Source organism: Saliniradius amylolyticus, assembly GCF_003143555.1.
GTDB lineage: Bacteria > Pseudomonadota > Gammaproteobacteria > Enterobacterales > Alteromonadaceae > Saliniradius > Saliniradius amylolyticus.
Window position 1 is genome coordinate 2,706,058 of the sequence record NZ_CP029347.1, and the last position, 12,932, is coordinate 2,718,989.

Consider the following 12,932-nt stretch of genomic DNA (forward strand, 5'->3'; position numbering starts at 1 on the left):
GAGAATGTTTAAACGCGTATTTCTGGTGGCGCTGATTGCCGCCGCTGTCGTTGGCTTCTTCGCTTTCGACTTACAGCAATACCTGACTCTGTCGGCACTAAAGAGCCACCAGCAAGAACTGGCTGGCTTTATTGAGGCAAACTTTATTACCGCCTTTGTGGCCTACTTTATTCTCTATGTCGTCGTCACCGCATTAAGCCTGCCCGGCGCTGCGGTGCTGACTCTGGGCGCGGGCGCCCTGTTCGGCCTGGGCTGGGGCCTGCTGCTGGCGTCTTTCGCCTCCACCCTTGGTGCCACGCTGGCCTTTTTAACCTCGCGCTTTTTATTGCACGACTGGGTCAACCGTAAGTTCAGCAGCAAGCTTAAGGCCATTAACAAAGGCATGGCACGGGACGGGGCCTTTTACCTGCTGAGCCTGCGACTGGTTCCCCTATTCCCGTTCTTCGTCATCAACTTAGTCATGGGCGTCACCAGCATCCGCCTGTGGACCTATTACTGGGTCAGTCAGGTGGGCATGTTGGCGGGCACTGTGGTGTATGTAAACGCCGGTACCCAACTCGGCCAAATTGAAAAGCTGGGTGACATCGTCTCTGGCGATCTGATTCTCTCATTTGTGCTACTAGGCCTGTTCCCGCTGATCGCCAAATGGCTGCTGGATTTACTCAAGCGCCGCAAGGCGTATAAAGGCTGGCAAAAGCCCAAGTCCTTTAACCGTAATCTGATTGTGATCGGCGGCGGCTCCGCTGGCCTGGTGTCGGCCTATATTGCCGCCGCGGTTAAGGCCAGGGTCACTCTGGTGGAGAAACACAAAATGGGCGGCGATTGTTTGAATACTGGCTGCGTGCCCTCCAAAGCTTTGCTGCATGCCAGCAAGATGGCGGCACTACATGAAAAAGCCGCCGCCAGCGGCGTGCATTACGACAAACCCAAAGTAGACTTTGCCGCGGTGATGAACCGGGTGCACCAAGTGATTAAGACCATCGAGCCCCATGATTCGGTGGAGCGCTATACCCAACTGGGCGTGGATGTGGTGCAGGGCAAGGCCGACATCAAAACGCCCTGGCAGGTGGACATTCACACCGATGACGGCATTCAGAGCCTGACCACACGCAATATCATCATCGCCACCGGTGCCAGGCCATTTGTACCTGATCTGCCAGGGCTGGATAAGGTGGATTACCTGACCAGCGACAACCTCTGGCAGCTCGATGAATTACCCGAAAAACTGGTGGTGCTGGGCGGTGGCCCCATTGGCTGTGAGCTGTCACAGGCTTTTGCCCGCCTTGGCTCGAACGTCACTCAGGTGGAGATGGCCGAGCGGTTGCTCGTTAAAGAAGACCCCGATGCCTCACAGATCATGCAAAGCCAGCTCAACAAAGATGGCGTCGAGGTGCGCACCGCCGCCAAGGCAATGGAGATGATCACCGACGCTCAGGGCCAGTCGGCTTTGGTGGTAGAGCAAGACGGTGAGCGCCAGAGCATTGCCTTCGACAAGCTGCTGATTGCCGTAGGCCGTCAGGCCAATCTCAGCGGCTATGGTCTGGAGCGGCTAGACATCAAGACCGAACGCACCATTTTGACTAATGAGCTACTGCAAACCCAGTACCCCAATATCTTTGCCGTGGGCGATGTGGCCGGGCCCTATCAGTTTACCCATACCGCCAGTCATCAGGCGTGGTATGCGGCCGTAAACGCGCTGTTTCAGCCACTGAAAACCTTTAAGGTGGATTATTCGGTGATCCCCTGGGCCACCTTTACCGAGCCTGAGGTGGCTACCGTAGGCCTGAACGAAACTGCCGCCCAACAGCAGGACATCGACTACGAGGTGACCCGTTACGATATTGGCGAACTGGACCGGGCGCTGGCCGACGATCATGCCAGCGGCTTCGTGAAGGTATTAACCGTACCGGGTAAGGACAAGATCCTCGGTGCCACCATTGTCGGGGCTCAGGCAGGAGAATTGATAGCCGAGTTTGTGCTGGCGATGAAGCACAATATCGGCCTGAATAAGATCCTCGGCACCATTCATATTTACCCGACCATGAGCGAAGCCAATAAGTTTGCCGCTGGGAACTGGAAGCGAGCCCATGCCCCACAAAACGTATTGAACTGGCTGGAGAAGTTTCACCGGTGGCGGCGATAACACAGGCCATGCCAGAGCGCCGACGCTGACAAGGCTTGCTTTTGCTGGGCCGGCACCGCCATTAATAAAAAAGCCATGATAGCAATTGCTCACTGACTCAGAAAACCTGAACTATGAGACTCGAGGACCAGCGAGGCCAGACAGAACTCCCGGCCCCATATCTACGCTACTTCGGTGGCCGTTCCTGTTGGCAGGGCTATGCTAAGGGGATAAGCTGTCTTTCAGACCACAACAGCCTGCGCATCAAACGGCTTTTCCTTAGCAATGGAATGATATCGTTTTTAATGAAGTTTTTACTGTTAATACTCAGTCTGGTTAGCAACGCCTTATGGGCCACACCAGACTGGGCTCAGATACAACAGCAGGCCAGAGGCCAGACGGTGTATTTTTACGCCTGGGGCGGTTCGGATGCGGTCAATAACTACTTACGCTGGGCCAGCCGAGAACTGGCAAAACAAGATGTACGCCTCAGACACGTTAAGGTGGCGGATATCAGCCAGGCTCTGGCACGACTCAAAGCCGAGGGGGGTCGCAGCAGTGCCATCGACCTGATGTGGGTTAACGGCGAGAATTTTCACTTCCTGAAACAAGCGGGTTTGCTCAAACCCGAACTTTGGCAGCGCATCCCCAATGCCCGCCATTTGGATACTGAACGACTGCCCTTGGAGAATGACTTTGGCGAGCCGGTGGACGGGCTTGAAGTTCCCTGGGGACTGGGCCAATTTAATATCATCGCCAGACAAGGCCTGTTTAAAGGCCAGTCCATGACACCTGAAAGCTTAATGGCTGTGGCAAAAACGCACCCTAATCAGCTCAGCTACCCTAAGCCCCCGGAGTTTCACGGCACCACCTTTATCAAGCAGTTGCTGGTCGGCTTAACGGACAATGACACCAGACTGCACCAACCCGCCACAGCCGAATCTCAACGGGCCCTGTTGCCGATCCTTTGGGCCTATCTCGACCAGTTGCATCCGCTGCTTTGGCAGCAGGGCCAGGCCTTCCCCAGCGGTGCCGCAGAGCAGACGCGTCTGTTAACCCAAGGCGAACTGGCCATGACAGTCAGCTTCAACCCGGGCCAGTGGCAGAAGCAACGCCGTCTTGGCAAATTGCCCCGGCACAGCCAGCAACATTATTTCACGACCGGAGCCATCACGAACAGCCATTATCTGGCGATCCCCGCCACAGCACCAAACTGGCAGGGCGCTATGGTGGTCATTGAGTTTCTATTAAGCCAGGAGGCTCAAAGGAAAAAGGCACAAGGCAACTGGGGCGATCCACCGGTAGTTACCCCGCTAACCGAACAAACTCACTTATTACCCGCAGCCCGTGAGCTGCACAGCAGTTGGCAATCGGTTCTGGAGCAGCAATGGCAGCAACGCTACGGCAGTTAGTAAAATACAGCAGTTACCTGCTGCTGGCCCTTGTAACGCTGTTGCCGTTTGCCGGGTTGCTCGCAGGCCTATGGCCTCAGCAGGGCCTGAGTACAGAAGGCTTGGCACAATTCGTTGCTTCCCCCGGACTTAGCAGCTCAGTATGGCAAAGTGTTCTGGCAGCACTGCTTTCCAGCTTCGCGGCCTTCTACCTGGCTTTTATCATCTACAGCCACTATGGCTTGTCATTATGGTGGCAAAAGCTGGAGCGCCAGCTTGCGCCTATTTTATCTTTGCCTCACCTGGCCCTGGCCTTGGGGCTTGTCTATTTGCTTGGGAGCCAGAGTCTCTTGGCAGAGCTCATATCTTTGGGGCTGCCCCAAAAAAGCCTGGCAACACTTATTGTTGCCATTACCCTGAAAGAGATCCCTTTTTTCCTACTTGTGCTGGGCGCAGTGCGGCGGTCACTACCTCTGCGTCAGTGGCGTCAACAAGGACAAGCCCTGGGCTATAATCATGGCCAAATCTGGTTTTTGATCGTGTTGCCTTCTGTTTTGCCTCATATCCGGCTGGCTTTCCTGGCCGCCTGCATTTATACCCTGTCGGTGGTGGATGTGGCGATGGTGGTCGGGCCCAATGTGCCCGAGCTGTTTGCGGTAAAACTGTATCAATGGCAAAGCGGTTTTACCGACCACAAGCAAACACTGGCTTTCTGGGGAAATGGGTTATTAATCCTGCTCATGGTTGTCATGGTCGCTTTTATCTATGGCCAGGAGCGCCTGATGCGTGCTCTGCTGCGACTGGCAGCGGGGGCTCGCAGTACACTTGAACCGGTACGCTGGTTAGCCCCCCTGAGACTGATCGCGCCTGCACTTATCATTGTCAATGCGCTCGTCCTATTCACCTTCTTGCTGCAGTCGTTTCAGGGGGTACAGGACGCCGTGCTCTCCGTCCGGTTATGGCAGGAGGAATGGCTGTTTCTGCAGCTTCCGCTCTATCACACTCTGGCCTTGGCAGTTCTAAGCGCGGTGGGTGGCCTTTGTCTGGCTTTAGTGGCGTTACATTTTCAGCATCTGCGCGGTCGTTATTGGTTTGACGGCATTTGGCTGTCGGCCATCTTATTGCCTCAACTGAGCCTGGTCTACGGATGGCAAATGGGTCATAGCTGGCTGCGTGGCGATTATTCAGTGGCCTGGGTCGTACTCGCCCACCTGCCTTTTACTTTCGCCTATGCCTATCTGGTGCTAAAAGCTCCTTACCGTCGCTTGTCGCCCCATTACGAAACCATAGCGGCCAGCTTTGGGTATGGGCCGTGGCAACGATGGTGGCGCGTGCGTTTGCGCCTGCTGGTGCCGAGTCTGATGACCAGCCTGGCCCTGGCATTTTCGGTTAGCGTGGCACTGTATATTCCCACCCTAATGATAGGCGCTGGACGAGTGCCTACCATCACCACCGAGGCGGTGGCGCTGGCATCGGGCAATGATCAGGCTCAGGTCGCGATCTATATGTTGCTACAGGCGTTATTACCCTTATTGGTTTTCTCACTGGCCCTGCTAATAGGGCAACGAACCCGAGGAGTTTTCAATGCTGAGCATTGAGGGCATGGTCCTGAAATTACCCGGCGGTACGCTTACCATACCGGATACTCAAGTTGATGCCGGTGAACTGCTGGTCATCACCGGTGCCAGCGGCATTGGTAAATCCAGCATATTGCATTGGCTGTTAGGGGATACTCCGGCCTACGCACAATGCTTTGGTCGATGCATACTGAATGGCGAGAACATCACTCGCCTGCCTATTGAGCAACGACACATGGGATTGTTGATGCAGGAGGTCGGGTTATTCCCTCATCTCAGCGTACTGGATAACATTGCCTTTGCCTTGCCACCGGCCATAAAAGGTCGCAAATTACGCCGACGGCAGGCGCTGGAGCAACTGCGTAGTATCGGATTAGAGGGGGTGGTACACCGCTACCCGGAGCAGCTCAGCGGCGGCGAGCGCTCCCGGGTGGGCCTGGTGCGGGCCTTAGCGAATCAGCCTAAGGCGATGTTGTTGGATGAACCCTTCTCGGCGCTGGATCCCGCCACCCGTGCCACGATCCGCCAATGGAGCTATCAACAACTTCGACAAGCTAAAATACCAACGGTGATGGTCAGTCATGACCCCGAGGACCGTCCCGCGGAAGCACTGCACCTGGATTTGAATCAGCATTACCAACCCGGGGACGCGCAATGATAGACCCACTGTTAAATAGAGCCGTTGGCCCACCACTGGCTGTGATAGCAAGGCTCCTGGTTCGTCTGAAACTGAGTGCCGACCAGATCACTATTGGTGGATTTGTGCTCGGCATGGCAGCGCTACCTGCGATTTATTTCGAGCATTACAGCCTGGCGCTGCTCTTTATTCTACTTAACCGTCTGGCCGATGGGTTAGATGGCGCGGTGGCACGACAAACCCACACCTCCGACGCCGGTGGTTTTCTGGATATCGTGCTGGATTTTATCTTCTATTCGGCGGTAGTGTTTGCCTTTATCGCCCATAGCCCGGCGGACTATGGACTGGCTGGCGCTTTCCTGATGCTGTCGTTTATGGGCACCGGCGGCAGCTTTCTGGCCTTTGCGGTAATGGCGGGCAAGCACCGTATCGACAACCCCGATTACCCCAATAAGAGTCTGCATTACATGAGCGGGCTGGCGGAGGGCTTTGAAACCATCCTGACCTTGTGTCTGCTGTGCCTGTTTCCGCAACACTTTGTACTGATCGCGGTGGTGTTCGCCCTAATATGCTGGGTCACCGCGGCCGTGCGGATTATCACAGGTTACCAGACGCTGAAAGCCTTACCGGCGAAAGGGCATCAGCAGTAATGCCTTAAGCGAGGTGTTGTTCTCCGTTTTAGGGTATTGCCTCAAACCCAGCTGTACCCCGCTATCGCCTAACCGGGCCCTATGGGTATAGCTGCCAAACAGCCGGTCCCATACCGATAAATTAAAGCCATAATTGCTGTTGGTCTCTACCGGCCGCTGGCTATGATGAATGCGGTGCATGGCCTGAGTCACAATCAACCAACGCAATGGCCGTTCCAGCCAGCCTGGCAAACGCACATTGGTGTGATTGAACAAGGAGGTGGCGTTGAGGATAACTTCAAACATCAATATGGTCAGCGGAGCAATGCCAAACAACGCCACCACGGCCATCTTGATCAACAAACTCAACAGGATCTCCAACGGGTGAAAACGTACCCCGGTAGAAACATCCACATGGGGGTCGGCATGATGCACCCGATGAAAACGCCACAGAAATGGCACCACATGGAATAAGCGGTGCTGCCAATAGATGGCACAATCCAGAATTAGTAGCCCTACTATCACTTCCAGCCACAAAGGCCACTGAGTGAGATTGAACAGTCCCCAGTGCTGTTGTTGCAGGTTGAAAGCCAGGCCGGCCAGCCCCGCTGGCACCGCCAGGCGCGCCAGCAGCGCCCCCATCACCATCAGGCCGAAATTACTCAGCCAGCGCTGACGGGGCGCTACCGAAGTACTGCGGGCGGGTGCCAGAGTTTGCCACAATGTCATCAGAGCCAGTATGCTTACAAACACACTCAGTCGTATCAGGCTGCCGTCTTGCATAAAAACAATCTAGAATCAGTTAACTCGCGTAACCCTAAAGTTACCATTTAAAGACACCGGATTATTGTACGTCCGACAACAACAAAAAGGATACTTATGACTGCGATTACTTTATTTATCGGAGTGCTTGCCGCGCTAATGGTCGCCTTACCTGGCCCGCTATATCAACTGGGCGTGGTGGATCTGGGACCGGCCTTTACCGTGATGCGCTGGAGCGTTTATGTCGGCGGGGCGGGCATTGTGCTGGTGATCCTGCATGCCATTCTGCGTAAGAAGATGGGTTGGTCCACCCCGAGACTGGCCGTCGCGGTGGTGTTATCTGCCGTCGCGGTTGCCATGCCGGTGTCCCTGATGCAAAAAGCCCAGTCCGTGCCGGCGATCCATGATATCACTACCGATACCCAGGACCCGCCGGTGTTTGCAAAGATTGCCGATTTGCGTGCCGATGCGCCCAATCCAGTGGCCTACCAGGGTGAGGAAGTGGCTAAGCAGCAAAAAGAAGCCTACCCCGACCTGCAGACTCTGACGTTCGATAAGGGGACCGAGACGGTCTTTACCGCCGCCCTCAAGGCGTCGAAAGACATGGGCTGGCAGATTCACTTTGCCAACGACAAGGTCGGCGCTATTGAGGCCACCGACACCACGTTCTGGTGGGGCTTTAAGGATGATGTGGTGATCCGCGTACTGCCTCAGTCCGATGGCAGCAAGCTGGATATTCGCAGTAAATCCCGCGTGGGTCGTAGCGACCTGGGCAAAAACGCCGAGCGCATCCGCGCCTTTATTAAAAAGCTGAACCTGAACCTGTCTTAACGACTGGTAAAACACCTAATAAAATCATAGGCTTGATGGACTTACCTCCATCAAGCTTTTTTATGTTCAAACGATTTTTTGTAGCCGCACTCGTTTTAAGTCCAATGGCTGGTGCCGAACCCCCGCCGGAGTTTCCCGTCCTGGCCGAATTTGGCGGCAACTACTGGGTGGAAACCAATCAGCCACTGCCCGCCGACACTCAGTTTAAAGTCGCCTTCGATGTGGGCGACGGCGCCGAGCCAGGCAAGCTTAACTACAATATTCACTCTCTGGCCCGATTCTTAAACATGCATGTGCGCCATGGGGTAGCGCGGGATAATATCCAGCTGGCGCTGGTGGTACATGGCAAAGCCACTAAAGACCTGCTTACCAATGCCCACTACCAACAAGAGTTTGGCACCGACAATGGCAGCGAGGCACTGATTCAGGCCTTATTGAACAACAACACCCAGGTCTATGTGTGCGGACAATCCGCAAACCACTACGGCGTGACTCAGGATAAACTGATCGATGGGGTGCAGATCAGCCTGTCGGCCATGACCCAGCATGCCCTGCTGCAACAACAGGGTTATACGCTGAATCCGTTTTAGCTAAAAAAGGCCGCTCACTGAGCGGCCTTTTTACAGGGTGTAAATTTGACTGTGGTTAACTATTTAACCCGTTCTACTGAAAACTCACCGCCCTAGAAGGCTCGAATTGAGTCTATAGCCGGATCGGCATTAAATACCGCGCGAACCGACTGCCTTCCCCCGTCCTCCTGAGCAATATAAAGTACCTGAAACCCGGATGAATGCATGGGTACATTTTCACTATTGATAAGTTGTATTACCTTATCCACATCTTCTTGCCGGTCCGCCGAGAAATAGGTCAAACAAAGCTGATCATTACAGTTTAATCGGTAATCACTGCTGTAATTAGCCGCACCATTTAAGTTAAAATAGTCCATAACTCCTTGCTGGTATTTTTCTGTCGCCAGGCTCACATTCTGATCATCTCTGATCTCCTCCAACAGTTCAGTAAAGTTGTCAGCACTCAACACTTGCCCAGCCTTTTCTTTATTAACACTGCTAAAATCAGGGTTAACAATCGTCTGAATGAAACTGGGGGACAGCGCTTTTTGATTATCGACTCTGGAATGCTCAGGCTCAGACGGATCCTCGGAAACTGGTCCGTTGTCACCTACTGACATATTGCTGTATCCATCTTGAGCAATTAAGGCAGGCTCAGGACTATTTTTCTCGCCGGAAGACGTTAACTCTTTTTCCACCTCATCATTAACAGCCTTCTCATCGGCCCCTACTAAAGTCATGATAATCACGGTCGCGAGAATCAGAACCAGCATAGATAACATAAATAACTTCTTCATCACTCTTTCCTTGTTGTTTGAAGGGAGGCCATTATTAACGTATATAATCACCCTAACCTTGCCGCTCAGCAACCGTTAAAGTCAAAAAGGCCGCTCACTGAGCGGCCTTTTTGACTTTAACGAGAATGCCTTCTTAACGCATTAAATTGCGATCAAAGAAGTGAGTAATGGTGTTGTACAGATGAATCCCGGTTTGCTTGCCGCGGAGGCTGTGCTTCTTGCCGGGATAATCCATCATCTCAAAGAGCAACGCCTTATCCTGCAGGGTTTTGTACAACTTGGTGCTGTGTTTAAACAGCACATTATCGTCGGCCATGCCGTGGTAAATCAGTAACTTACCTTTTAGGCCATCCACATAGGGGAACACCGACGAGTTGGTATAGCCTTCTGCGTTCTCATCAGGATGCCCCATATATCGCTCGGTGTAGTGGGTGTCGTACAATAGCCAGTCGGTCACCGGCGCACCAGACACACCGGCGGCATAAACATCACCGGCCTTAAACATGCTCATCAGGGTCATATAACCGCCATAGCTGTGACCATAGACACCCACTCGCTTCTCATCCACATAGGGCTTGCTGGTTAAGAACTTCACGCCCTCAACCTGATCCTTAACTTCGATATCGCCCATATTCTTGTAGATGGCGTCTTCAAAGGCCTTACCGCGCTTATAAGAACCGCGGTTGTCGATGGAAAACACCACATAGCCTTTGCTGACCCAGTGCTGCATCAGCAGGCCACGGTTGCCGCCCCAACTGTTAGTTACCACCTGAGCATGAGGACCGCCATAGTGATAGACAATGGCCGGATGTTTGCCGTTAACCTGCTTGGGCTTGTACAGGCGGTAGTGGATGGTAGTGCCATCCTCGGTGTTAAAGGTGCCAAACTCGGGCTTAACCCAGCTGTCCTGATAATCCGCCAGCGGATGCCCGCCTTGAACGGCGTTTTGTTCCAGCCAGGTGAGTTGCTCGCCGCCGGCCTTATGCAGGCTTACCTGAGGCGGGGTATTGACGGTGGAGAAACGATCCACATAGATGCTGGCGTCCTTACTAAAGCTGATGCCATGAAAGCCGCTACGCTGGCTGACCCGCTCGATATCGCCCCCTTCCAGAGATACACGGTACAGGTGTCGCTCGATGGGCGTATCGGCGCGGCCAGTGAAATACACCGCCTTGCTGGCTTCGTCGATGGCTTCGATCTTATCCACCACCCATTCACCCTGGGTCAGCTGACGCACCAGCTCACCATCATTGTTGTACAGATACAGATGCTTAAAACCGTCGCGCTCCGAGGCCCAGATAAACTGCTCTGAGTCTTTTAAGAAGTGCAGATCGAAGTGCAGGTTTATCCAGGTGTCCGAGGTTTCCGTGAGCAGGTTGCTCTGCTCTGCGGTACGTGTGTCGTACTTACGCAGCTCCAGACGCTGCTGATCGCGACTTTGCCATTGGTAGGACAGATGACGACTGTCGTTCAGCCAGTTTACGCGGGCCAGATAAATATCCTCGTTATCGCCCAAATCCACCCATTGGGTGTCATCCTGGCCGATTGCTTTTACGCCCAGGTCGATTTTAACGTTGTCGGTACCCGTGCTGGGGTAACGCTGGGTGATCATCTTGATGGAATCGGCGTAGATTTCGCTGCGGGTGACTTCTTCCACCGGCGATTCATCTACCCGGGTAAAGGCGATTTGACTCTCGTCCGGGGCCCACCAGTAGCCTGTCATACGGCTCATTTCTTCCTGGGCCACAAACTCGGCCATACCGAATTTAATCGGGCCACCGCCTTCGGTGGTAATGGCCACTTCCTTACCGGAGTCGATGTCCATTACATAGAGATTCTGCTCGCGCACATAGGAGATATACTTGGCTCTGGGCGAGAAGCGGATGTCGGTCTCAAAGGCTTCCGTATCCAATAACTGGCGAGCATTGTCATCGCCCAGACGATAGTAATAGGCATCCCCTGCCAATGGGAAGAGTAAGGCCTTGCCATCGTCAGACCAGTGATAGCTCATAATACCCGACCCATGCACTCGCATCCGTTCGCGACGAGCTTTTTCTTCGTCGGACAGTTCTTCCGGGCCCTGGTGCAGATCGTCGGAGTTGACCAGCATCCGGGTTTCACCGGATTCAACGTGGTACTCCCATAGATCGTAACGCTCGTAGTCGTCTTCTTTGCCTTTAAGAAAGGTGACTCGCTGACCGTCGGGGGAGACTTTCAGCATCTTGGGGGCGCTGCCCTCCAGCGAGGGCGATTGGAAAATCTGCTCGATATCAATGCTATTGGCAGAAGCAGGGGTGCTTACCAGTCCAACTGCCGCCAATGCCGTCATCAGTTTTTTCATTATTCTGTTCCTGTCGTTAATGCCAGAGCGATTCTAGCCGCTGGCACTGACAGAAACAATCTACCCCCCAGGGTAGCGGGATCAATCGTCCTTAAATGGGATAACCTGACCATTGTCACGCAGGCGGGTAAGCTGTATTACCTCCGATAGTGCAATACGATAGTGCTGCTCAGTACTTTTTAGGGTTAACCACTCCTGCCCCTGGCTGGCATCGAGCCCCACTAAGACTCCCTCCTCAATATGCGAGCCGTTCGACTCATCCCAGCTAACCCGCACCGGTTCCACCTGAATGACCAATAATTCCAGTTGGTCGGTGAGCTGACATTGGCTGGACATATTTCACCTCTACACTTTAGGCTTTCTTTTCTGGCTAACACCAGACCGGAAAAACGCTATCTTTATAACACGAGAGTAGAAAGAGGTAATAAGGCTTGCAGACTTTCACCGCTCAATCCTGGGACCACCTGCAGGAACTGTTGTTTGCCGGCTCCTGGAATGCCGATATCGGCCGCTACCGCTCGCCCTACGTGTTTCGCGGGCTGTCCGACGACCAGTTTGACTTAAAGACCTCGCTGATGCGTCTGGGCGGCCAGTATCCCCAGCTCGAACACCACCTGCTGCGTAACTTTAAGAAATACGGTCACGACAACTTCGAGCCCACCGACTCAGTCTGGCACTGGTTGACGATTGCTCAGCACCACGGCCTGCCCACCCGCCTGTTGGACTGGACCTACTCTCCCTTTGTGGGGATGCATTTTGCTACCGCCGATATTGGGCAGAGTGAAAAAGACGGCGTGATTTGGAAGGTCAATTATCATGACTCCTGCAAACAACTGCCATCGGATATGAAGCGTCGTTTGGAAGCCGAGGGCGGCAATGTATTTACGGTAGACCTGCTTACTGACCTGGTACAGGATTTAGATGCCTTCGAACAAATGGAAGACGAGGATTATTTTCTGTTTTTCGAACCGCCCTCGGTGGATGGACGCATTATTAACCAACACGCCCTGTTCTCGGTCGCTTCCAATCCTACCGTCGCGGTTGATAACTTGTTGGATAAAACCCAGACCGACTGCGAGCGGATTATCATCCCGGCCGGGATCAAATGGGAAGTACGGGATAAACTGGACCAGGCCAATATCACCGAACGGGTGTTATTCCCCGGTCTGGAAGGCTTAAGTCATTGGCTGAAACGCCATTACAGCCCCAGAACGCCTGAGTGACTTGCCAGCAGCCAGATACAAAAAAGGCGCTGCCGTAACGGGAGCGCCTTTTG

Annotated in this window: 12 protein-coding genes; 8 read left to right on the top strand and 4 right to left on the bottom strand. The window is 53.7% G+C overall.

The features are described from left to right. Positions 1 to 4: 4 nt before the first annotated feature. From HMF8227_RS12700 to HMF8227_RS12720, 5 genes are all read left to right on the top strand, one after another. Positions 5 to 2,143 (top strand): FAD-dependent oxidoreductase, encoded by a 2,139-nt coding sequence (locus tag HMF8227_RS12700; RefSeq protein WP_109340529.1) that lies wholly within the window; start codon positions 5 to 7, stop codon positions 2,141 to 2,143. 284 nt (positions 2,144 to 2,427) lie between these two features. Continuing rightward, entirely contained in the window at positions 2,428 to 3,534 is a 1,107-nt protein-coding gene (locus tag HMF8227_RS12705; protein WP_239421308.1) for an ABC transporter substrate-binding protein, read from the top strand. After that, entirely contained in the window at positions 3,510 to 5,111 is a 1,602-nt protein-coding gene (locus HMF8227_RS12710) for an ABC transporter permease family protein (protein ID WP_109340531.1), read from the top strand. The genes HMF8227_RS12705 and HMF8227_RS12710 overlap by 25 nt, the downstream gene beginning before the upstream one ends. Next, on the top strand, positions 5,098 to 5,748 hold the full coding sequence (locus HMF8227_RS12715) for an ATP-binding cassette domain-containing protein (protein ID WP_109340532.1): 651 nt from the start codon (positions 5,098 to 5,100) through the stop codon (positions 5,746 to 5,748). Before HMF8227_RS12710 ends, HMF8227_RS12715 begins: the two co-directional genes overlap by 14 nt. Continuing rightward, complete coding sequence (locus tag HMF8227_RS12720; protein ID WP_109340533.1) at positions 5,745 to 6,377, top strand: CDP-alcohol phosphatidyltransferase family protein; 633 nt, start codon at positions 5,745 to 5,747, stop codon at positions 6,375 to 6,377. The genes HMF8227_RS12715 and HMF8227_RS12720 overlap by 4 nt, the downstream gene beginning before the upstream one ends. On the opposite strand, the gene HMF8227_RS12725 is transcribed toward HMF8227_RS12720, so the two are convergent. Further along, positions 6,351 to 7,139: a sterol desaturase family protein gene (locus HMF8227_RS12725; RefSeq protein WP_109340534.1), complete on the bottom strand. Its 789-nt coding sequence runs from the start codon at positions 7,137 to 7,139 to the stop codon at positions 6,351 to 6,353. The genes HMF8227_RS12720 and HMF8227_RS12725 overlap by 27 nt on opposite strands. A gap of 96 nt (positions 7,140 to 7,235) precedes the next feature. On the opposite strand from HMF8227_RS12725, the gene HMF8227_RS12730 reads away from it, so the two are divergent. Next, positions 7,236 to 7,949, top strand: a complete 714-nt coding sequence (locus HMF8227_RS12730; protein ID WP_109340535.1) for a DUF1499 domain-containing protein — start codon at positions 7,236 to 7,238, stop codon at positions 7,947 to 7,949. Between the two features lie 62 nt (positions 7,950 to 8,011). Then, positions 8,012 to 8,539 (top strand): DsrE family protein, encoded by a 528-nt coding sequence (locus HMF8227_RS12735; RefSeq protein ID WP_109340536.1) that lies wholly within the window; start codon positions 8,012 to 8,014, stop codon positions 8,537 to 8,539. Between the two features lie 92 nt (positions 8,540 to 8,631). Here HMF8227_RS12735 and HMF8227_RS12740 read toward each other — a convergent pair whose 3' ends face one another. From HMF8227_RS12740 to HMF8227_RS12750, 3 genes are all read right to left on the bottom strand, one after another. Beyond that, positions 8,632 to 9,315, bottom strand: coding sequence for a hypothetical protein (locus HMF8227_RS12740; RefSeq protein WP_109340537.1), 684 nt, complete (start codon positions 9,313 to 9,315; stop codon positions 8,632 to 8,634). Positions 9,316 to 9,448: 133 nt separating this feature from the next. Next, positions 9,449 to 11,656, bottom strand: a complete 2,208-nt coding sequence (locus tag HMF8227_RS12745; RefSeq protein WP_109340538.1) for a S9 family peptidase — start codon at positions 11,654 to 11,656, stop codon at positions 9,449 to 9,451. An 81-nt stretch (positions 11,657 to 11,737) separates the two neighbouring features. Beyond that, entirely contained in the window at positions 11,738 to 11,992 is a 255-nt protein-coding gene (locus HMF8227_RS12750) for a hypothetical protein (RefSeq protein WP_109340539.1), read from the bottom strand. A gap of 95 nt (positions 11,993 to 12,087) precedes the next feature. Between HMF8227_RS12750 and HMF8227_RS12755 the strand changes: the two genes are divergently transcribed. Beyond that, the gene (locus tag HMF8227_RS12755) at positions 12,088 to 12,879 is read left to right on the top strand and encodes an FRG domain-containing protein (protein WP_109340540.1); all 792 of its coding nucleotides are present in this window, start codon (positions 12,088 to 12,090) and stop codon (positions 12,877 to 12,879) included. Positions 12,880 to 12,932 lie beyond the last annotated feature (53 nt).

Coding starts and splice junctions, on each gene's coding strand:
- HMF8227_RS12715 (WP_109340532.1), top strand. CDS start 5,098: ATGCTGAGCATTGAGGGCATGGTCCTGAAATTACCCGGCGGTACGCTT.
- HMF8227_RS12705 (WP_239421308.1), top strand. CDS start 2,428: ATGAAGTTTTTACTGTTAATACTCAGTCTGGTTAGCAACGCCTTATGG.
- HMF8227_RS12725 (WP_109340534.1), bottom strand. CDS start 7,139: ATGCAAGACGGCAGCCTGATACGACTGAGTGTGTTTGTAAGCATACTG.
- HMF8227_RS12750 (WP_109340539.1), bottom strand. CDS start 11,992: ATGTCCAGCCAATGTCAGCTCACCGACCAACTGGAATTATTGGTCATT.
- HMF8227_RS12720 (WP_109340533.1), top strand. CDS start 5,745: ATGATAGACCCACTGTTAAATAGAGCCGTTGGCCCACCACTGGCTGTG.
- HMF8227_RS12700 (WP_109340529.1), top strand. CDS start 5: ATGTTTAAACGCGTATTTCTGGTGGCGCTGATTGCCGCCGCTGTCGTT.
- HMF8227_RS12710 (WP_109340531.1), top strand. CDS start 3,510: ATGGCAGCAACGCTACGGCAGTTAGTAAAATACAGCAGTTACCTGCTG.
- HMF8227_RS12735 (WP_109340536.1), top strand. CDS start 8,012: ATGTTCAAACGATTTTTTGTAGCCGCACTCGTTTTAAGTCCAATGGCT.
- HMF8227_RS12740 (WP_109340537.1), bottom strand. CDS start 9,315: ATGAAGAAGTTATTTATGTTATCTATGCTGGTTCTGATTCTCGCGACC.
- HMF8227_RS12745 (WP_109340538.1), bottom strand. CDS start 11,656: ATGAAAAAACTGATGACGGCATTGGCGGCAGTTGGACTGGTAAGCACC.
- HMF8227_RS12730 (WP_109340535.1), top strand. CDS start 7,236: ATGACTGCGATTACTTTATTTATCGGAGTGCTTGCCGCGCTAATGGTC.